Here is a 21,226-nt window from a genome sequence, read left to right on the forward strand (position 1 = left end):
ATTAGTATAATATATGAAAGACCGTGCCTAAACATTTTGTAACGGTTTATCATTTGCTGTAAATCCTAATTGAGAAATGCGATAAAATAATTTATGAAAGAATGTATAGGGAGGCATCAATCCGTTTATTTCTTCCGCCGTATCTCGTTTGGTATAATTTAATACAATGAATAGAGGTGTTTTATTACACATTTCTCGGGTTCGTTCGAATAATTGTTGATCTATATTTTTCCATGTCCGCCTGGAGTCTATGATTTGTAAATTCAAACTAACATCTTGTAAAATATCTTCCGTGGATGTAGCATCTTTTAGAGATGGATATTCGATTAAAATTACGTTATTTTTTGAATTTGATTTTTCTAAAGGAACCAATTCGTTTAATTTTAATGATTGAATGAAAGCTTGGGGGGCGGCAGAGTACTCATTTTGCCAAGATAATTGAGTAACATCAAATCCTCGCTCTGTGAATTGTTGAACAAGCTGTGCCATAACAAAACTTTTACCTTCCCCCGGTTCGTTACTGATTAAATTTATAATATTGTTTTGGTTCGGTTTGAAATAAGTTATAATGGAATTGCACAATGTTTGAGCAGAAAGCATATTATACGTTTGATTGAATCTCCTGGCTTTTAGAGGTAAGAGTCGTGTAAAAGCTCCTATTACTCGGCTTTTTGTTAGTTGTTCTGCTTTAAAAACGTGATGTAAAGTGCGATCAAGTATTTCTATAATTAAGAAGAAGAAGATGGTAAAAAATAAGGTCGCAAAATAAGATGCAATAGTTAATAATCTGTGTTTACTAATTGTTGAAGCAACTAATGGATAATAAGGTGGATTCATTACTTTCAGAGTTGCGGAATTCATTTGTATACTTTTTTCCTTTAATAATGCGGCGTTTAGCGCATCAAGTATAGCTAAGTATCTTCTCTCGTTGATATCTACTAATCGTTCTTTGCGAGTCAACGTTGAGCCAATTGGTGCAAAGTGAATATATTTTTTGCCCATATATATTTTCCGTTCATTTAATACCTTTAACTCTGCTTCTGCTTTTTTGTAAGCGATGACTTGTTTTAACCATTCATCAACAACTCCTTCATTAGAAATTCCTTCTTTACTGTATTTGAGATATCCTGTTTTTTGGAGAGCATCTGAAAGAGCTTTTTTATTTGCCTCTAATTCATTATAAAGAGAGTCAATCATTTTTTGAGGAATAACATCTTTGGAATAATATTTAGCCATAGCAAGCTTTTCGTTGATATCACTGATATTATTATTGTGAAAAATAAAAGAATTATTATTCTGTATAATTTCAGTATTTAAATGCATCCTTTTTTCCAATTCTTTTTTGATACTATCTGATACATTGTAATCATTTAAGGATTGCCAATATTGTAATTCGTAATCTCTGTTTAATGCCGCAACATGCTTTGTTTCATCTTCGTAATTAATAACTTGATTATCTACGCGATATATTGTCAATGAATCTTCAGAATTTGCAAGTTCATTGCCGATTCGTTTTAGTTCGGCTCGGAAATAGGCGATTACATTTTTGGTTTCTCCGAAACGTAAATCTTGATATTGTTTGTTAAATTCATCGATTAAAATAAGAAGAGTCTGATATACAATTCCTGGATCATCAGTTGTGTAAAATACTTCAATCACGTCACTGGTTCCGACACGTTTAACGTCTATCTGTTGTAATGCCCCTCTGTTTACATAAGGGAGATTCCATTGGTATATTCCATAAACATAATTTGATGGGTCGTTAGTCTCGTATGCAATTAAATTTTCATATGTTCGTTGCTCGTTAATTGAGTCGTTTTCAGATGATTTGTCTATTAAATGATGAATCGGGTCAGCATGATTATATAGCAGGCGGTAATTTGCAGCATTGACATATGTGTTATCTTTGTTTGGATCTCCGTATACCATAATTCGGGCATACAAACGTAGAGACACTTGTTTCAAAGTTTGGTCGGCAGTGATAATATTTAATAAGTTATCCATCATACTTCCTTGAGTATAAGCTGTAGTAACGATACCACTTTCTGAAAGAATATTTACACCAGTGATAATTCCAGTATAAATAGAACAACTAGCAGAATAACTATGAGATGTGTGACGAGTTTGCCAATAAACTAATAATGCTACGATAATAGGAGCGAGGATTAACCAATATCGAATACGGTAAAAAAATTTAATAAAATAAGTGGTATATTTCATAATGGTTATCTATTTCTTAGGTTTGTGTTACAGATTAGTTCTAGTTTTAAAAATAGAATATTGAGCTCATTGATAATCTTTTCATATTCAGTTTTAGCATCTTTCTGAGAGTTCTTTATGTCACTCAATAATCTATTCGTTTTATTTTTATTATTGATATAATCAAGAACAACTGTCTGATATTCGGCATCGTATAATGTTATCGTTTCAGTAGCTAGCTTTAACATCTTCAACTGGAATTGGACCGTACAATATAATTCGATAATTTCTCCTTTTATTTCGTCAAAAGCGATTTGCTGGGAGTATTCAACATTTTCTATAAGCCGTTTTTGTTTCTTTACGTTTAAGCGGTGTTTGAATAGTTGATTAATTGGAATACTGACATTACCACCAACAGACCAACTACTTTGAGTTGCCCCGGAATAAACAGTTGTTAACGGAGTATATTGACTTTCTTGGTCTGTGTATGTTCCTAGGATACCATAAGTATATCCTGCGTGAACAGAAAAATATTGTAACCAATCTCGTTTGGTAAGTTTTAAATCGCAACGAGCAGCTTCAATGGCAGCTTCAATGGCTTTTAAGCGTGGATTAGATTTAGCATTTTCAAATAATACTTCTAAAGAGGGTAGTTGATAATTAATAAATTCATTCGTTGATAGAGTTTTTGGGATGAATCTTGTAGTGTCTTGTGCTATCGTATCACTTTTTTGTCCAAAACATAAGGAAGGTAATATCGAACAACAATATATTATAATCCACGTTATTTTCATATATGTCTAATAATTTAATTTCACACATTCTCTTTTTGCACAAACGCCGTAAATGTTCTGCAAATAATATTCAAGTCTGTCCCGAACGAAAAGTTGCGGGCATATTTTATATCTAATTGTTTTCTTTCTTCTGCGGATAGAGCGCCTTGGTCTCCTCTTTTCTCTACTTGCCACAGGCCGGTTAGTCCGGCGGGGGCCATGAAGCGTTCGATGTATTCGTCGGTTGTCAATAGTTCGGCTTCGTACAAGGGAAGCGGGCGGTTGCCGACGATAGACATGTCTCCTTTTAATATGTTGATTAATTGAGGAAGTTCATCAATGCTGTATTTGCGGATGAAATGTCCTATTTTCGTGATCCGGGGATCGTTCTCGAATTTGACGAAAGCGTTTTTCTGTTGCCTGCGACGATTCTTTAATAACTGTTGTTCTGTTGTCACGAAATCATCTGCCACGAGAACCGTTTCGTCCGATTGTTGGGGTAGCGAGAGGATTTCCGTTTGCGGTTGATTTTCTTGGGAATCTTCCCGGTATTGGTTTAAAGCTTCGAATTCTTTCAAGCGTTTGTCTGCGTCCGAGTACATGGAGCGGAATTTGAGGAAATCGAAGATGTCGTAATTGCTTCCTACCCGTTTGGATTTATATATGATAGGGCCTTTGCTTTCGAGACGGATAGCGAGGGCGGTCAAAATTAATAACGGGGATAGGCAAAGAATTGCTGCACTGGAAAATGCTAAGTCAAATATTCTTTTCCACAAAGGTAGTTTGAATCTATGAGCGTGTTGTTGTAACTTGGCGGTTGAATATTGCTTTAGTTTGGGCAACAATGCTAATGTTGTGTGTAAATCTTCAGCCGGCATATTGATATCCACGATTTCACTTGCCCCGGCATGAAGGTTGTCCGCGATATTCTCTTTTATGATGTATTCTGAAATCAGTAATAGATATGTGTGTTGCAGGTTACTTTTGTTTATGGAATCCAGATATTGTATATCCTGTATTTTATTACAGGATTCAATAAAGATATATGTCGGGGATGTATCTTTTTTGGATTGTTCGTTGATGCACAAAATCGTTTTGAGCGGGTTGTTAAAAACCATTATTTGGCAGTTCAGACAGCATGATAGCCTGTTGATCCAGTCAGAATTATCCCCGATGTAATAGGCATACATGATGTTAACGCAATAAGTTACGTACTCTAATTTTCAGTTCTTGAGGGTTGAAAGGTTTCAGCACGAAATCGGCAGCACCGGCTTCCAGCAATTCGATCCGGTCGTTGCTGCTTTCCAGGCTGGAAAGAATAATGACAGGGATAAAGTTGAAGGTAGAACTAGCTTTCAGATGTTTAAGAAATGTACGCCCATCCATTTCCGGCATGTTTACATCTGATATAATAAGATCCGGAATGTTTCCGGCATGCATCCATGCAAGTGCTTCAATAGGGTTGCCCTCCGCGTGCACGTCGTAATCTTTTGAAAGCTGAATAGTGATAACCTTCGCTATTTCAGGCTTATCATCCACGATCAGAATATTTTTACTCATATATACACCTTTTTAACGATGCAAATATACGACATTACTACAAAATAGCCTAGTTTTTGTTTGTTTAATATAATGAAAGTCTATATTTTTTTGTACTTTTAGGCGATTTTAATCGACATGAAGGTATGAGTGTATATAAGAGTGATTCGGATGTGGAGGAAACGGAAAAGTTCTTGAAAGATAATGCCATGCGGTTGTCTTTAATGTTAGAGGCCGGAAATGTATTTCCTTGGTATGCGGATTTAGAGCGGAGGCGTGTAGAGATAGGGGATGAGTTATTTGAGACTTACGGTGTGAAGAAAGATGATTTCAAGGATGATTTTTTTGATATTACAACTGTTTTGTCTAGGATTCATCCGGATGATCGAGGAATTTTTGATGTCGTGTATAAAAATTTGTTGGAAGGTAAACAACATAAGATCGGGATCGAGATTCGATTGGATTTGTTGAATTCCGGTGAGTATAGATGGGTGGATTTGAAGGGAATAGTACAAGTGTTTGATGAACAGGGGCGCCCCTCTAAGGTCGTGGGGTTCGCCACGGATATTCAAAAAAGGCGGGATGATGAACAGGCTTTAATTGAAGCGAAGAGGAGGGCAGAAGAATCAGACCGTCTGAAATCGGCATTTTTGGCGAACGTGAGTCACGAGATTCGTACCCCTTTGAATGCGATTGTCGGTTTTTCCGAGATTATTGCTAACACGGAGAGCCAGGGCGAAAGGGAGAGTTATCTGGATATCGTTAAAGCGAATAGTAACTTGCTATTGCACCTGATTAATGATATTCTTGATTTATCCCGTATCGAGTCCGGTAAGATGGAATTTGTTGACGAGAATGTCCAGATGGATGAATTGTGTGAAGAATTGCGCCAGATACATCAAATGCGTATAAAGAATGAGGTACAGGTTGTTTTCGAGAAACCGGGATCTTCTTTGATGTTTATTGCTGATTCGCATCGTTTGAGACAACTTTATTCGAATTTGATTTCTAATGCTATAAAATACACGGAGAAGGGAACAATCACGCTCGGCTATGAGTTGAAGGGCGACTTCATGGAGGGGTATGTACGGGATACGGGGAGTGGTATTCCTGCCGAGAAGGTAAATAATGTATTCGGGCGTTTTGAGAAATTGGATATACTGAAGCAGGGCTTTGGTTTGGGATTATCCATTTGTAAATCAATTCTGGATAGGATGGGAGGGAAGATTTGGGTGGAATCTGAGCTTGGGGTCGGGTCTTGTTTCCATTTTGCCATACCCTACAAGGGAACGCGGTCGATGACTAGCGAACCTGATAAAGTTTTAATATTAGTTGCCGAGGATATGGATTGTAATTTCGAGTTGGTTAAAGCTATGCTTGAAGATCAATACGCGGTGTTGAGAGCGAATGACGGGATTGATGTGGTGACGAAGTTCGAGGCAAATAAACCGGATTTGATACTGATGGATGTGCGGATGCCAGGTTTGGATGGTTTGACGGCTGCCGGTATAATCCGGGAATTGAATCCGAATGTCCCGATTATAGCCACGACGGCTTTCGCTTTCGAGACGGACAGGAACATGGCTCTTGCCGCGGGTTGTACGGAGTATATGCCAAAACCTCTGGAGGCTGAAAAATTGAAAACTATCATAGAAAGATGTCTTGAAAATAAATTATAGTTTGTACATTTGTGAGCGATTACGTGCGTTAATTAAAATACGATGTGTATGAAGATAAATCCTGCTGAATATAAAATACTCGTGGTGGACGATGTTCAGTCGAATGTGTTGTTGTTAAAAGCGTTACTTGGGCGTGAAGGGTTCAATATCGTGTACGCGATGAACGGTGCGGAGGCTCTTGAGAAAGTGAAGATCGAGCATCCCGATCTGGTGTTATTGGATGTGATGATGCCGGATATGGACGGGTTCGAAGTGGCCGGACGTCTGAAAGTGGAACCGGAACAAGCCGAGATCCCTATTATCTTTTTAACGGCATTAAATGATTCGGCAAGTGTCGTGAAGGGATTTCAGTTGGGAGCGAATGACTTTATATCAAAACCTTTCCGTCGGGAAGAGTTGTTAATCCGAGTGGAGCATCAGCTTTCACTGGTGGATGCCCGACGGATTATTTTGCGTCAGACGGAAGAGTTAAGAAAAACGATAGCCGGACGCGATAAGCTTTATTCCGTGATCGCTCATGATCTACGTTCTCCCATGGCATCAATCAAGATGTTGTGCAATACGATCATGATGAGTATTGATCCGAAAGCTGTTCCGAAGGATGTCTTCGAGATGTTGGAGATGACGAATCGAACGGCCGAAGAAGTATTCTCTTTACTGGATAATCTTTTGAAATGGACGAAGAGTCAGTTGGGAAAATTATCTAATGTTCCTCAATCGGTTGACGTGGTTGGTTTGGTTGAAGGGGTGATCGAGGTATTTAACCCGATAGCCGAGAGTAAGTCGATTGTTTTGGCCTTGAATTCGAGTGTCGAGTTCGTGAACGTGATAGTCGATATTGAAATGATAAAATCCGTTGTACGTAATTTGCTTTCTAATGCGATCAAGTTTAGTCACAAGGATACAACGATCACGATACAAGTGGAAATTCGGAATATTCCCGATTCGAGCGATCAAGAGGTTGTAATAACCGTTTGCGATAAGGGATGTGGTATAAAAGAGGAAGATCAACCCAAATTGTTGAATGAAGCGACTCATTTTACCACGTTCGGTACGAATAGCGAGGAAGGGTCTGGCTTGGGATTATTGTTGTGTAAGGATTTCGTGAGCAAAAATCACGGGAAACTTTGGTTCACTTCTCAAGAAGGAGTCGGGTCTAATTTTAGTTTCTCGTTGCCAATGAAGTGATTTTGCAGGGAGCAAAATCAGTTGCAGGTTGCAAGTTGACAGGTTATTTGAATTTATGTTTGTGAACTTGTAACTTGTAACTAAAATAAGAGGCGGTCGATTGACCGCCTCTTATTTTTTTATTCAAATTCTTTGAGAATTTTCTCTACTTCTCCGGGAGTAACCCGTCCGTAAACTTTCTCACCGATCAAGACAACCGGGGCAAGTCCACAGGCTCCCACGCATCGTAAGCTGGTCAATGAGAATTTCCCGTCGGGAGTGGTTTCTCCCACGTTGATTTTCAGCACTCGTTTGAACTCGTCTAATACTTTTTCCGCGCCACGCACGTAACAAGCAGTTCCCATACATACGGATATGGGGTGTTCGCCTTTGGGAGTCATGGTAAAGAAAGAATAGAAAGTTACAACCCCGTATACTTTCGACACGGGTATATTTAGTTGACGGGCGATTACTTCCTGTACTTCCCGGGGTAAGTAACCAACCAATTCTTGTGCTTTGTGCAGAACGTTGATTAATTCACCTTCCTGGTTCCCGAATTCTTCACACAGTTTTACCAGTTGTTCAACTTTGCACTTGGCTAATGTTATTTGTGTCATAATGATATCTCGAATAATTACTGTTCAATAATCTCTTTTCCTCTATTAAAATAGCACGTGTGCAATAAGTGGTGTGCTTTTTCGCTCATCGGTTTACCCAAGAATTCCTCGTACAACGAGATGATATAAGGATTCTGGTGAGATTTTCTGAAATTTTTCTCAGAATCTTCCGTGTAAAGGGCTTTTGCGCGAGCTTTGATACGAGCGGAATCACCATGATGGAAAGGTTGACCTCCACCACCGATACATCCACCGGGACAAGCCATAACCTCGATAGCATGGTATTGAGATTTTCCTGCACGAAGTTCGTTCATCAATTTACGGGCGGTTCCCAGGCTGTGCGCAACGGCTACTTTCAACTCGAATCCGTCCACGTCGATGGTGGCTTCTTTCAGGTTTTCGATGCCTCGAACTCCTTCGAAATTCACGTTATCCAGCGTTTTGCCCGTGTGTATTTCATAAGCCGTACGTAAAGCTGCTTCCATCACACCTCCCGAAGCCCCGAAGATAACGGCGGCTCCGGTAGATTCTCCTAACGGTGCGTCAAAATCCTCGTCTTCCAGTTGCATGAAGTTGATGTTTGTCTGTTTGATCAAAGCGGCCAGCTCTCGCGTGGAGATTGAATAATTCACGTCCGGGTCTCCGTTCGTCTTGAATTCATCCCGTTCGCTCTCGAATTTCTTGGCCAGGCAAGGCATCACGGATACCACGATCAGGTTTTCACGTTTGATACCCATTTTCTCTGCCCAGTAAGTCTTGGCGATAGCTCCGAACATTTGTTGCGGGGAACGGGCGCTAGAAGGATTATCAAGTAAATCGGGGAATTGTTTCTCGAAGAAGTTGACCCATCCCGGGCAGCAAGAGGTGATGATCGGGAGTTTCACTTCTTTATCACCGTTCAGGAACGCGGTCAAACGACCCAATAATTCGGTTCCTTCCTCCATGATCGTCAAGTCGGCAGCGAAATCCGTGTCAAACACTTTAGCAAAGCCTAGTTTCCGTAATGCGGCAACCATTTTTCCGGTCACGGAAGTTCCGGCAGGCAGATCGAACTCTTCACCCAACGCGGCACGAACGGCCGGGGCGGTTTGGACGATCACGGTTTTATCCGGGTTGGCCAGGTCGTTGATCAAACGATTGGTGTGATCCAGTTCGGTTAACGCGCCCACGGGACATACTGCTACGCACTGTCCGCAGAATGTACATTCCGAGTCTTGCAACGCTTGATCGAAAGCCGGCATTACGACAGAATCAAATCCGCGGTTTACGGCCCCTAGAGCCCCGACGGTCTGCACGTCATTACACATCATCTCACATCGACGGCAATAGATACATTTTGTTGCATCCCGCCGAATGGAGGGCGACAAGTCAATTTTATACTCGGTTTTGGCTCCCTGAAAAGGAATCTCGCGGATACCCAATTTGATGGCCACGGCTTGCAATTCGCAATTACCTGATTTGGCACAAACCAAACAGTCTGAAGGGTGATCCGAGAGCATTAGCTCCAGAACGACTCTCCGGGCGTTCAGCACGCGCATGGTATTCGTGTGTACGACCATGCCGTTATCGCATCGGGTGGCACAGGAGGGAGCCAGGTTTTTCCGGCCTTCTACTTCCACCACGCAGATACGGCAAGATGCCGGGGCGTTTTTGATGCACAAATCTTTCAGGTTCATGTAGCAAAGGGTCGGTATGTCGATACCCAGTTCCCGGGCTGCTTCAAGAATCGTGGTTCCTTTGGGAACGCTGATCTCTCGGTTGTCTATCTTAAGTGTTATATTTTCATTCATAGTAAAGACTTCTTAATTGCTGAGCAATTCTAAATTCTAAGTTTTAAATTTTAAATTACCTCGTGCTTACAGCTTTGAATTTACATTTCTCCATGCACGCACCACACTTGATACATTTAGCCGTGTTGATGAAATGCGCTTCCTTGCGTTCGCCCACGATAGCATCCACCGGACAGTTGCGTGCGCAAAGCCCGCATCCGATACAAAGTTCCGGGTCAATGTGGTACATCAATAAAGCCTTACATTTTCCGGATGGGCATTTCTTATCTTTGATATGAGCCAGGTATTCGTCGTAGAAATTGTCAATAGTCGACAAAACCGGGTTGGGGGATGTTTGTCCCAGACCGCAAAGTGCTGTATCTTTGATTACGCGACTGAGGTTTCTCAGCGTGTCGAGATCTTCCATCGTTCCTTTTCCTTCGGTGATTTTCTCTAGAATCTCGTGCAAGCGTTTGTTACCGACACGGCAAGGGGTACATTTACCACAAGATTCTTCAACCGTGAATTCAAGGTAGAATTTTGCAACGGATACCATACAATCATCCTCGTCCATCACGATCATACCCCCGGAGCCCATCATGGAACCTGAAGCCAGCAAGTTATCGAAATCAATCGGTACATCCAGGTGTTTCTCTGTCAAGCATCCGCCTGACGGACCTCCGGTTTGTACGGCTTTGAATTTCTTACCGTTTTTGATACCTCCACCAATCTCATAGATAACTTCCCGGAGGGTTGTTCCCATCGGGACCTCGATAAGTCCCACGTTGTTGATCTTTCCGGCGAGAGCGAATACTTTGGTTCCTTTGGAACGTTCCGTCCCGATTTTATTGAACCATTCGGCTCCTTTCATGATGATGGCCGGGATATTGGCCAATGTCTCCACGTTATTCACGTTTGTCGGACGATTCAGGTAACCTGATTCAGCCGGGAAGGGTGGTTTCATCGTGGGTTCCCCGCGGTGTCCTTCCATGGAGTGAATCAAGGCAGTTTCTTCACCGCAAACGAAAGCACCTGCACCGTAGCGCAATTCGATCGTGAAAGAGAAGTCCGTCCCGAAGATGTTTTCTCCGAGTAGACCGTATTCTTCGGCTTGTTTGATTGCTATTTTCAGGCGTTGAATGGCAAGCGGGTATTCGGCACGGATGTATACCAGTCCTTTGGTGGCTCCGATGCTGTATCCGCAGATGGCCATGGCTTCGATCACGGAATGAGGGTCTCCCTCCATGATAGAGCGGTCCATGAATGCACCGGGGTCTCCCTCGTCGGCATTACAAACCACGTATTTTTGATCTGCCTGGTATTTGCTGGCAAATTCCCATTTCAATCCGGTGGGGAAACCACCACCTCCGCGACCGCGTAATCCGGATAATTTGATCTCTTTGATCACTTCTTCCGGGGACATTTCCGTGATACATTTTGCCAGTGCGGAGTAACCGTCACGAGCGATGTATTCTTCTATATTTTCCGGGTTAATGAATCCGCAGTTGCGCAAAGCGATCCGGAGTTGTTTTTTGTAGAAACCCATGTGCTTTGAATCGCTTACGGCTTCTTTCTTTTCCGGGTCTTTATATAATAATCTTTCGACTTTCCGTCCTTTGATTACATGTTCGTTTACAAGTTCCTCGGCGTCTTCCGGTTTTACCTGAACGTAAAAAGTGTTGTCAGGCATAACTTTCACGATCGGACCTTTCTCACAGAATCCGAAACAACCGGTTGCGATGACTTGTACTTCGTCTTCTAGGTTTTTCTCTTTTAAACATTCTTCCAGTCGGGTAATAATCTGGTGACTGGCTGATGCTCTACATCCCGTTCCACCACAAACGAGGATATGCATTTTATAACTCATAAATATCAGGGTTTTGATTAGTTGTTCTAGCTGTCTTTGTTTTATTAGATTGTTTCAAAATTTACCGGAATGATGTCTGCAACGAGTTCGTCATTCTTCAGGTATTTCTGAATGATTTCTTCGGCTCTTTCAGTGGTTACATGTCCAAATACGATCGGGTCTTTTCCCGGTTTGGTAATTTCCACGGTGGGTTCCGCGTAGCAATACCCCATGCATCCTGTTTGCGTGACCACGGCAGCGATCCCGTTTTTCTCCAGGTTCTCGATAAAATAGTTCATGGTTTCCTTGCTGCCTGCGGCGATTCCACAAGTTGCCATTGCTACTTTAACCTGAACAAGGTTTTCTACCTGTTCACTTTTCTCGCGAAGATCAATCTTCGCTTGCACGTTTTCCTTGATGCGTTTGAGGTCCGCGAGTGATTTAATTTTTTCCATATAAAATGATTAAGGTTATATTGTTGTTAACTTGTTTGTGTAATCTCTTTTATGTTTTCCCGGATCATTTGTCGTAATGCCATAACGATTTCCGGGTCGTTAAGGGGTACACCCTCCATGATTTCTTTTACTTCTCGCGTGTCGAACGTGTACACTCCTTTTTCCGTGATATGACGGTAAATAAAATCAATATCGGGGTTTGCCGAGACGAGTATCACGATGCTTCCGGCGATGTCTCCCATGGGAGGCCTGTCCCAGTGCGAGAGCGTGAATGTTGCCGCGGTAGTGGTTCCTTCTCCCGGTTTCGATTCGATTTTCAAAGAACCTCCCGTTGCCTCTGCATTTTGCTTGAACAAGGGAATTCCTAATCCGACTTTGCGGACGGTTCTACTCGTGAAAAAAGGGTCGGTAACTTTGGCAAGCGTGGTGGCATCCATGCCGCAACCGTTATCTTTAATCGAGATAACGAGGGAATCTTTGGTCAAATTCTCTTGCAGATTAATTTCGACACGAGAGGCTTGGGCTCGGATCGAATTTTGGGCGATATCTAGGATATGGTCCGATAACGTTTGCATTCCACACCTGTATTATTTACTCTTTTTTTTCTTGAATAAGAATCACGCATTCTTATAATTTTGTGTTTTTTCCCGGCATTTGATTTCAATAACAAGAAAAATCGCATCAAATATAATTAAATTATTAATAAGAACAAGAATTTCATCTTTAACTTCTTATTATATAGATTGTTTCTAATGTAGAATTTATTCCGTATTGCAACTCGCTAGGTCTTATTGTTCTGATATCGAAAAAAGGGTATTTGCGGGAAGATTATATTTTGTTTTCAGGGAAGATATTTTTTCAGTGTTTCTTTTAATAAATAAGGTTCCACGGGCTTCGTGAGGTAGTCAGTACAGCCAGCTTCCGCCGCTTCTTGTTTGTCACTGTCGAAAGCGAAAGCACTCACGACAATAATGGGAATACTTGTGTCTAATTTTCGGATTTCTTGGGTAGCGGTTAAGCCATCCATGTTGGGCATTTTTATGTCCATTAGAATGGCGTCCGGTGCGAATTGTTGATAGTTTTGAATAGCTTCTAAACCGTCATGAGCGTGAATAATCTGATATTCTTTTTTCAAGATTGTCATGATTAGAAGAAAATTGCTCTCGTTGTCTTCGGCAACAAGTATTTTCTTGCTTGGTAACGTGCTTGCTACATGACTATCCATTTATACCTTTTCTTGTTTTAAAAAATGAACGTTTTATGATTCGTTTTTTGATATACTGTTTGAAAGTGTAGCTACATAGCGCTTTACTCTGATATTTAAATTATTAAAAACGTTGAAATTTTATTTGGATGTTGAATTAAATCCATATCTTTGCGATATCATAAAACGTTCATTTATTGATATTTGTATGATTACTTTTTTATGATAAGCTTAATTGCAGGGAGGTCTTTTGGGAGTTGTGGTTCGTGGATTTTAATAGCCCCACTTGGTAGACTTTTTGTTTTAGATTTTGGAATAGGATGTATATTGAATGGGCTAGCGAGGCTTTCGTTTTGAATAATCTTATTATTTTGTTTTAACTCTTTGATTAATTTATTGTTATTTCGTTTTAGAAAAATTTTGTCTGGGTTAGAAAAGAAGAAAGTCCGTTAAAATGGCGGCTAGATGGCGGCTAGATGGCGGTTAAGTGGCGGCTAAGCCTGGAGATAATGAGACAATTCTCTGGCTGTTGTCGGGATCGTGTGTAGTTTATCGGGTGTGTAGGTTGGGATATGAAAGGGAATATTCTTATTCTTCCAGTTCGATTTTTCCGGTGAGTGGTGAAAATAACGGGATTTTAGGTTTATTTTTCAATAGATATTGCACGTCTTCCAGTGATAATTTGGGTGCGGGGGCCGGTCCGGCAACTCTTCCGATTCTTCCTTCCAAGTAGAATTTTTTGTAGGAGTTGGGGAGTTTGTTATTAATGAAGTCATCCAGTATATGTTGGTGTTCTATACCGGAGAGCAGGACTCTTTTCTGCATTTCGAATAACATGTTGTGTGATACGAACGTGCGGAATACCGAGATTGTTTTATCGTAATTTCCCAGGGCAATGCCTCCCGTCAGGCAGCAAGTGAAGTTTTTTTCCGCGTCTGTCTGGGGAAAAAAGAAGCTGGAGTTGTGATCTGCGAAGTATCGTATCACGTCCATTCCCGGCAAGTAAAGGTTATTGGGGACCAGATAGCGAGTACGATAGCGACTGAAAAAGTGTGCGGTGTATTTGCAGAACACGAGTTCCTTCGTGTTCATGTCGTAGATCGGGAAGATAATCCCCGTACCTCTTGGGGTTTCGTACGTGGCATAATGGTAGGTATCGGGGTTCTCCCGCTCTTTTTTATTGTTACAAATAATTGTAATATGCCATTTATTGTATGTGAGAGGGGATTTCCATTCGATGTGGAAAGATACGGGAAATTTTTTGGCGAATAAGAAATCCCGGCGATGGGCGTTGATAAAAGCATCCTTTCGGTTTTCTATCGCTGTGATATCGCGTCTTGCCTCTTTGATGATGGCTTCCGGTGACATGGTTTCCAAAAACATGAACTGGGATTTGATTTTAACGTGTGATGGCCGTTCGTATTGACTCGAATGATAGATCGGGTAGCGAGAGGAGCGTGAATACTTTCCCGATGTCGGCCACGTAATGCGCGTCCGAGGAGCGTATGAATTTATAGCCGGACAGGTACGCGTTTTGTTGCAGGAATTGCTCCCGGGTAGTGTGAGGACTGAGTTCCAAAGCCTCGCATTTCAGATCTTTAGGGACGAATCCGAGTTGTGATAGGATGCTGAAACGGGGTTTGTCGATGTGTGCCGGGATGAAGATCCCTTCCAAGGCATGAACCGTGCGTTCGATCGTGTTGATATCCACGTCCAGCGCGGAAATGAGTAGTCGTTCTTCCTCGTAAGTTATTTGTTCTTCGGCGTCAACAACCACCTGGTAACCGAATTTGTCGGGATTGTTTTTTATATCCGGGAGATGAATGTCCAGGAAATCTTGGAATGCGGCAAGGCGTTCCAGCGTGGGGAAAAAGGCCAGCGCATGTACCTCTTCCACCGTGTTGATTTCGGTTCCGCAAAGCACGCGAAGGCCTCGTTGTTCACCAAGTTGTTGTATCACGGGTGCTTGCAGCGTGGAGTTGTGATCCGAGATTCCGATAATGGAAAGGCCTTTCTGTAATGCCATACCGATGATGTTCGCGGGACTCATGTCAAGATCCCCGCAAGGCGATAGCACGGTATGAATATGTAGATCGGCCCGGATTTCCATCGGCGTGTTACTTAAGGGTGGAGTAATTTGTAAAGTTGCCCCGTGATTTCGAAGGTTTGCAGGGGGGTTGAAAGTATGGGAATGTTTTCATTATTGCTTTCTTCCAGCGTGTCTTCTTCGGGAACGTGTCCTTTTACCAGGATAATGGCGGCGATTTCTTTCAAGGAAGCGATGGCCATTACGTTTTTATGTGTCTGTATGGTAATCCAAACGTCGCCTTCTTGTGCGTGACCCATAACGTCACTGAGTAGATCGGAGGTGTAACCACCTTTGATTTCTCGTTGTAAGCCTTTCTCGCCCGAACAGATTTTTAGGTTTAATTGGGAAACGATGTCTTGTACTGTCATAGTTTATAGTTTGTTTGCGTGAATATTAGTCTTGTTTATTTTTCAAATCTTTTTATTCCCCAGGTCTTTTCTGAAAGTTCAAGGGATTCGTCCGGTGTCATTAACGCCTCGTTGCAGAGGATTTTTTGCATGAACACGCATTGATTGAGTTTTGCCTTGCCCTGCACGACGTCTCTCGCGAGCGTGTGGCAGGAGGGGGTACCGCATGCCCCGCAGTCTATTTGGGGGAGTACGCTCATGATACGGTTTAATTTTTCCATTTTTTCCATGGCAACGAGCATGTTCTCATCAAGTTGCTCGATGGAGCGCGGGGGGATTTTCCCGCTTAATTTTCCCTGTTTGAACAGGTGGTTTTCGTATTCTTGAATGTCATCGGCTTCGGGATGTTGCGTTACGTGTTTGCTGGCCTGCATGCGTTTGCGTAAACGTTCGATGGTTAGGAAGCGGTTGTTCACGACAAGGGCTCCACCCGCGCAAGAATGGTCGCAGGCCCGTAGTTCCAGGAAATCAATGTCCGTGAGTTCGTCATTCTCGATTTTCTCCAGGATGTCGATCACGTTGTGGATTTCGTCGATGGCGAGGCAGCGTCCTTCGAATTTGGAGGCTTCTCCTTCCGAGAGGTCCCATGCGATGGATTCGGGAGAGAGGTACGTGCGCTCGGATACCGTCGGTACGGGTTGATCCCGGTGTTGCGTGAGGCCCAGTTGTATCTTGTTGTAGATAAAGTTTAGGTTGATCACCCCGTCGATGTTTGATTGGTCATCCCCGACAGGACTTTTTACAGCCGCGATCTTTGCCGCGCAAGGGGTGACGTAGAAAATACCGACATCTTCCGTTGGGATTCCCCGGTCCAAGTATTTTTTACGGGCGAAAATGGCCGCTAGGTCCATGGCTTGTTTTAAGGGGACGATATGATCTATAAGCGACGGGAAACGTACCTGGATCAAACGCACGATCGCGGGACAGAATGACGAGATGAAGGGACGTTCGTGAGAATTTTTCTGCATGTAGCGGCGTATCGCTTCGGCAAGGATTCCCGATGCTTGAGCCACTTCGATGACTTCGGTAAATCCCATTTGATGTAATTCCGCGAAGATTTGTTGTTCCGTGATCTCTTCCGAGAATTGCCCGAAGAGGACGGTCGGGAGTAGGATGATGCGGTGTTTGAAATTGAATATCTGGTTGAAATCGTCTTGCTCCACGTATATGGCATGCTGCGGGCATGACTTGAGGCATTTGCCACAGTCGACGCAGGCATTTTTATTTATCGTCGCCAGCCCACCCTTAATGCGAATGGCCTGCGTGGGGCAGAGGCTCATGCAATGAGTGCATCCGATGCAAGCGGTGCCGGCTACTTTCAAGGCGTGGTAAAACGGTTCCATTTATTAATTTTAAATTTTAGATTTTAAATTTTAGATTTTAGATTTAATTAATTCTGTGATTTGATGATTTCCGATTAGGTGATTCCATCCGCACAAGGCCATTTTTATTTTTTGATTTAGTGATTTCCGATTAGGTGATTCCTGCTGTACGAGGCTAACGTCTTTTTTCATAATCATAGAATCATTTTTAACTTGTAACTTGCAGGGTCGTAGGCCCAACTTGTAACTTGTAACTTGTAACCTGCCGCAGGCAGTTAAAAATACGTTGTCATTGTTACTTTTGTGCCTTCGTTGACCTTGGATTCGATGGTCAGGTCGTCACAATTTTTCTGCATGTTCGGGAGTCCCATTCCAGCACCGAAACCCATTTCCCGGACTTCGGGAGAGGCGGTGGAGTATCCTTCCTGCATGGCAAGATCTATGTCCGGAATGCCGGGGCCCCGGTCGCTAATGACGACCTTGATCACGGTGGGATCAATAGATACTTGCATCGTGCCCTCGTAAGCGTGGGCAACGACATTAACTTCCGCTTCGTAGAGGGCAACCACGATACGTTTGAGTACCGCGGGATTGACATTCAGTTGTTTCAATATTTTCTTGACCTCGCTTGAAGCGGTTCCTGCACGGGAGAAGTTTCCTCCTTCGATGTTGTAATTGAATTCCATAGATGTTTGTTTTTAATAGATGGGCTCCAGCCCTGCTTCATACAGTTCCCCGCAGACTCTGAACATACTCTGCTTGGATTGTAGGATAGCGATGTTACATTCCTTGGCTAATTCTACCATATCGGGGGAGGCTTGTTTCCCTCTAACGAATAGAATGAAACTGATGTCAGACATTTCTGCCGTTCGGATCACTTGTAGATTGGCAAGTCCCGTGATGAGTAACATCTCGCTGGTATCCAACCGGAGGACGTCACTCATTAAATCAGCGGCAAAAGCATGGCGGATGACCTTGTCGAGATGGCCGTTTTCGTGGATCACTCGCGCATTTAATAACGCGGCAACTTCTTTTAGAGTCATAGGTTTGTTTTTTTGGTTGCTCCTAAGATAATTAAAATAAATCGGATTCTCAAACTTGGGAATCCGATTTGTTTTAAATCTTTTAAATCGTGAATGCTACCGAGAAGAGCATATCCACGAACATGGATTTCTTTTTGGTTTCGTATCCGGTTCTGAATCCGACGTTTATCGGGAACGGGAGACGGAAAAAATGGGTCGCGGCGGAGATTTCTATCCCGTATGATTGGAAAGTTGTGTCGTGATAACGGTTCTTTTCCCAGCCGGCATCGAAGAAGGGTTCCGCGGTGAAACGTTTCATGTAAAGAATCGGTCCCACGTGTGCATCGGGATACCAGAAGGGGAAGGCGTACGAAATCCGGAGGGTGGATAAGTCATACCCGGAAAGGCTTATGCCTCGCGGGGAATTGATTTGATTCCCGTAGTAATTGAGTGTTTTGCTGGACTTCAACTGGTGGCCGAAATAGAGTGTCCATGAGTGATGTGTCCAGAAGCCGGGGAGATAAAAACGGGCTTCTACCCATTTTGAGTTTCCGTAGTCCAACCCGCTGAATGGCGTGTGTTCGTAGCCGATTTCAAGGCGTTGTCCCCAGCGGGGATAGATGTCCCGCGAACTCATCCGGGTTTGGTTATTCAGTATAAGGCCATAACGCATGACTTGGAGTTTGATGTTCTCCGGTTTACCGATCACGGAGGTGTACGGGTTATTCGACGAGATGGGTGTCCATCGGTTGTGATCCAATAGGTAGAAGTTTTTGAAGTCAAATCCGGTCAAGGCTTGTATTTCGTATTTCACGTACGGGGTGATACTCCGATAATAGTTTTTTCGGGATATGTTGAACGGGAATTGTACGGTGGCGATTCCTTTCGTGCGTTGGAATTTGTAGGTGGTACGTACGGTGTCTATTTGTTGAGTTCCCGAAATTCTTATGGCGTAATCATTCGTGAAATCATCGTCCCGTCCGCTTTTGAATTCCAATTGCAGGATCGGCCAAAGTCCCTTGTACGTGGCTTTTACCTGCCAGTTCCCGTGCTTGTAACCTTTACCCCGGACATATCCGGCAGTTAGAAACAAGGTGCTTAGTTTGTTTTGCGAGCTGGCAGCCAGTCCGAAATCAACGTCCACGTCATCGGCATCCGGGAATATCGGTCCCCAGCTATGGAAATTGAAAAGATGTGAGGTTTTGTTGTATTTCCGACTGGCGTACGTGGAGTCGGATGTCAGTTCGAATTGCCAGTTTTCCTGTCGGGTCATGCTGTCGGCGATCCAGAACGTTTTGTTTTCGATCGGTTTGTTATCCAGTTTGCTGAACGCTATTTTTCCCGGTTTATACCCGTCCGAGGTGTAGAATGAAAACAGGATGGAGTCTTTGTCGGGCGAGGCAATCGGGTAGCGCAGGCCGAATTTTGAGGTTAGCGCGTTGTGTCCGAATTGTTGTGGTGTCGTTTGACGGTAAAGCGAGTTATTGGCATCGAATGCTCCCCGGTATATGATTTGATTGTTCACGACAATCGGGTTGTCGATTTCATAAGGCGTGAATGCGGTTAACGGGGTGCGTTTACCCGTGTGAATATCTATCGCTTCGATCTGTTTGCCTTTGGAAGAGACCACGATTGTGATAATGTTGTTTTGCCCGTCGTAGGATGGATGTACGAATAATTCGTCTCCCGTGCCTTTTACCCGGAAGATTTCTTTTTCGAACGTGTTGTCAACGATTACGAGGGAGGCGTTATCTTCTTTATCAACTTCCACGAATCCCCAGTTGCTTCCCACGGCGAATGGGGCGTATCTGTTTTCTTGTGTCGGATAGCGGCGGTATTTTTTGTGACGCATGTCGTAACTGGCGAGAACCATTTTGCCCCCGTGTGTCCAACGCGTATGTGATTTATACTCGGACCATACCAGGGTGGCGTCGTTGTAGGCGAATTTATAGTCGTACATGGTTCCCGTGCGAGTGATAATTTCGTCGCCCGTGGGGTGAAGAATCACGAGGGCTCCTTCTTGTGCCAGACCTTCTTTGTAGGCGATGACTTCCCCGGATGAGGTGAGTGTCGGGTAGTGGTAATTTGTGTATAGTTTATTTGTGGTCACGATGGTGTCGAACGTGTGATTGATCTGGTCGGATTCTTGTTTCCATATTTGCTGAAGTTCACTGAAATTGTCCCGGTAGAGTGTTCGTTTGGCGTCGCAATGGGTGTTGACTTTCTTCACGCTGTCCGGGTTGATGAAGAGGGATTGAAAATGTTTGGATGACCACAGGGAATCCCTTTTTTCGTTCATGGTGAGTTTAAGACTGCGGGCGAAGGGTGTAATCCCGTAAGGACGTTTCCCGACGCGGGTAAGGGCATCTTGCCAGATGCTTGTTCCATAGTGAATTCGGCTGTTGCCTACCATGTAATATCCCAAGGTGTAGCGATCCGGAACGAAATCTTTGTATGATCCCAGAACAGCTTTGTAATACGTGTAGATCCCTTTTTCCGTGATCTGTGCTTTCATTTCGTTGAGAAATTCAGGAGAACGACCGCGGCCGCTTTTCCCGACGGAGGTTTCGAAGTTTACCGCGTCACCTTCGAGGAACCACATGGGAATGTAGACCCCGATGATTGCCATGGTGATTTGTTCTCCGAAGATATAGTATAAGGCTTTCGTGAAGCCTTGGTTTACCCTGTCATATTGCACGATGTGGCGGAATTCGTGTATGCATAGGTGTTCGAGCCACGCGTCGCTGACTTCCTGCGGGGGCGCCGTGTATAGTTCGCTTTTCTTGGGGGCCCAACCCGCGTTACCGTTGGACACGCCCCCGTTGGCCCGGACGATCATCGACATCTTTTGGGCTTTTGTTCCCAACGTGTTGGCGTGGGCGTAGAGTTTCTCGTAAATGTTGGCCAGGTACTGGGCGTTTTTCTCGAAGAAATCGGGGTATATAATTTGAAAGTTATCGGTCTTGATTTGTCGCCAGCGTACGCTGCTCGGGTCTTGTCCGAGGTCTACAAATTGAGCCTTTCCGGGAGTGATGAAGATGAACGAGAGCAGTATGCCGATTATCAGGGCATTTACGGAAGTTGAGATATGTTTGTGTCCCATGTGTAGTAGCTTGTAGTTTATTTTTTATGAAATTA

Annotated in this window: 19 protein-coding genes; 2 read left to right on the forward strand and 17 right to left on the reverse strand. The window is 43.3% G+C overall.

The window, feature by feature from the left end; genetic code table 11:
• Nucleotides 1-27: 27 nt before the first annotated feature.
• Genes DWW52_RS01000 through DWW52_RS01015 form a run of 4 tightly spaced genes read right to left on the reverse strand, consistent with a single transcriptional unit; the run spans nucleotide 28 to nucleotide 4,532 of the window.
• Nucleotides 28-2,220: an exopolysaccharide biosynthesis protein gene (locus DWW52_RS01000; RefSeq protein ID WP_118713616.1), complete on the reverse strand. Its 2,193-nt coding sequence runs from the start codon at nucleotides 2,218-2,220 to the stop codon at nucleotides 28-30.
• A 5-nt stretch (nucleotides 2,221-2,225) separates the two neighbouring features.
• On the reverse strand, nucleotides 2,226-2,993 hold the full coding sequence (locus DWW52_RS01005; RefSeq protein WP_118713617.1) for a TolC family protein: 768 nt from the start codon (nucleotides 2,991-2,993) through the stop codon (nucleotides 2,226-2,228).
• Nucleotides 2,994-3,013: 20 nt separating this feature from the next.
• Nucleotides 3,014-4,165, reverse strand: coding sequence for a sugar transferase (locus DWW52_RS01010; RefSeq protein ID WP_305036204.1), 1,152 nt, complete (start codon nucleotides 4,163-4,165; stop codon nucleotides 3,014-3,016).
• 1 nt (nucleotide 4,166) lies between these two features.
• Nucleotides 4,167-4,532 (reverse strand): response regulator transcription factor, encoded by a 366-nt coding sequence (locus DWW52_RS01015; RefSeq protein ID WP_118713619.1) that lies wholly within the window; start codon nucleotides 4,530-4,532, stop codon nucleotides 4,167-4,169.
• 125 nt (nucleotides 4,533-4,657) lie between these two features.
• On the opposite strand from DWW52_RS01015, the gene DWW52_RS01020 reads away from it, so the two are divergent.
• Both DWW52_RS01020 and DWW52_RS01025 read left to right on the forward strand, forming a co-directional pair.
• Entirely contained in the window at nucleotides 4,658-6,190 is a 1,533-nt protein-coding gene (locus tag DWW52_RS01020; RefSeq protein ID WP_118713620.1) for a PAS domain-containing hybrid sensor histidine kinase/response regulator, read from the forward strand.
• Between the two features lie 42 nt (nucleotides 6,191-6,232).
• Nucleotides 6,233-7,378 (forward strand): response regulator, encoded by a 1,146-nt coding sequence (locus tag DWW52_RS01025; protein WP_118713621.1) that lies wholly within the window; start codon nucleotides 6,233-6,235, stop codon nucleotides 7,376-7,378.
• A gap of 119 nt (nucleotides 7,379-7,497) precedes the next feature.
• On the opposite strand, the gene nuoE is transcribed toward DWW52_RS01025, so the two are convergent.
• The 13 genes from nuoE to DWW52_RS01090 all read right to left on the reverse strand — a co-directional run bounded on the left by nuoE (nucleotide 7,498) and on the right by DWW52_RS01090 (nucleotide 21,191).
• On the reverse strand, nucleotides 7,498-7,974 hold the full coding sequence (gene nuoE / locus DWW52_RS01030) for an NADH-quinone oxidoreductase subunit NuoE (protein ID WP_118713622.1): 477 nt from the start codon (nucleotides 7,972-7,974) through the stop codon (nucleotides 7,498-7,500).
• Between the two features lie 17 nt (nucleotides 7,975-7,991).
• Nucleotides 7,992-9,764, reverse strand: a complete 1,773-nt coding sequence (locus tag DWW52_RS01035; RefSeq protein ID WP_118713623.1) for an NADH-dependent [FeFe] hydrogenase, group A6 — start codon at nucleotides 9,762-9,764, stop codon at nucleotides 7,992-7,994.
• A gap of 55 nt (nucleotides 9,765-9,819) precedes the next feature.
• A complete protein-coding gene (locus tag DWW52_RS01040; protein ID WP_118713624.1) occupies nucleotides 9,820-11,610 on the reverse strand; it encodes an NADH-quinone oxidoreductase subunit NuoF in 1,791 nt (596 codons plus the stop codon).
• 44 nt (nucleotides 11,611-11,654) lie between these two features.
• Nucleotides 11,655-12,044 (reverse strand): ferredoxin, encoded by a 390-nt coding sequence (locus DWW52_RS01045; protein WP_118713625.1) that lies wholly within the window; start codon nucleotides 12,042-12,044, stop codon nucleotides 11,655-11,657.
• Between the two features lie 26 nt (nucleotides 12,045-12,070).
• Nucleotides 12,071-12,619 (reverse strand): ATP-binding protein, encoded by a 549-nt coding sequence (locus DWW52_RS01050; protein WP_118713626.1) that lies wholly within the window; start codon nucleotides 12,617-12,619, stop codon nucleotides 12,071-12,073.
• A 266-nt stretch (nucleotides 12,620-12,885) separates the two neighbouring features.
• Nucleotides 12,886-13,269 carry a response regulator gene (locus DWW52_RS01055; protein WP_118713627.1) on the reverse strand — a complete coding sequence of 128 codons (384 nt, stop codon included), beginning with the start codon at nucleotides 13,267-13,269 and terminating at the stop codon, nucleotides 12,886-12,888.
• Nucleotides 13,270-13,836: 567 nt separating this feature from the next.
• On the reverse strand, nucleotides 13,837-14,631 hold the full coding sequence (locus DWW52_RS01060) for a hypothetical protein (protein ID WP_118713628.1): 795 nt from the start codon (nucleotides 14,629-14,631) through the stop codon (nucleotides 13,837-13,839).
• 16 nt (nucleotides 14,632-14,647) lie between these two features.
• Nucleotides 14,648-15,358 (reverse strand): PHP domain-containing protein, encoded by a 711-nt coding sequence (locus tag DWW52_RS01065; RefSeq protein ID WP_118713629.1) that lies wholly within the window; start codon nucleotides 15,356-15,358, stop codon nucleotides 14,648-14,650.
• A gap of 11 nt (nucleotides 15,359-15,369) precedes the next feature.
• Nucleotides 15,370-15,705, reverse strand: a complete 336-nt coding sequence (locus DWW52_RS01070) for a DRTGG domain-containing protein (RefSeq protein WP_118713630.1) — start codon at nucleotides 15,703-15,705, stop codon at nucleotides 15,370-15,372.
• 35 nt (nucleotides 15,706-15,740) lie between these two features.
• Nucleotides 15,741-17,087, reverse strand: a complete 1,347-nt coding sequence (locus DWW52_RS01075; protein ID WP_118713631.1) for a [Fe-Fe] hydrogenase large subunit C-terminal domain-containing protein — start codon at nucleotides 17,085-17,087, stop codon at nucleotides 15,741-15,743.
• A 254-nt stretch (nucleotides 17,088-17,341) separates the two neighbouring features.
• Nucleotides 17,342-17,752, reverse strand: coding sequence for an anti-sigma regulatory factor (locus DWW52_RS01080; protein ID WP_118713632.1), 411 nt, complete (start codon nucleotides 17,750-17,752; stop codon nucleotides 17,342-17,344).
• Nucleotides 17,753-17,764: 12 nt separating this feature from the next.
• A complete protein-coding gene (locus DWW52_RS01085; protein ID WP_118713633.1) occupies nucleotides 17,765-18,109 on the reverse strand; it encodes a DRTGG domain-containing protein in 345 nt (114 codons plus the stop codon).
• 82 nt (nucleotides 18,110-18,191) lie between these two features.
• The gene (locus tag DWW52_RS01090) at nucleotides 18,192-21,191 is read right to left on the reverse strand and encodes a hypothetical protein (RefSeq protein WP_118713634.1); all 3,000 of its coding nucleotides are present in this window, start codon (nucleotides 21,189-21,191) and stop codon (nucleotides 18,192-18,194) included.
• Nucleotides 21,192-21,226: the final 35 nt, after the last annotated feature.

The sequence above is a fragment of the Odoribacter sp. AF15-53 genome (genome assembly GCF_003479425.1).
Lineage (GTDB): Bacteria > Bacteroidota > Bacteroidia > Bacteroidales > Marinifilaceae > Butyricimonas.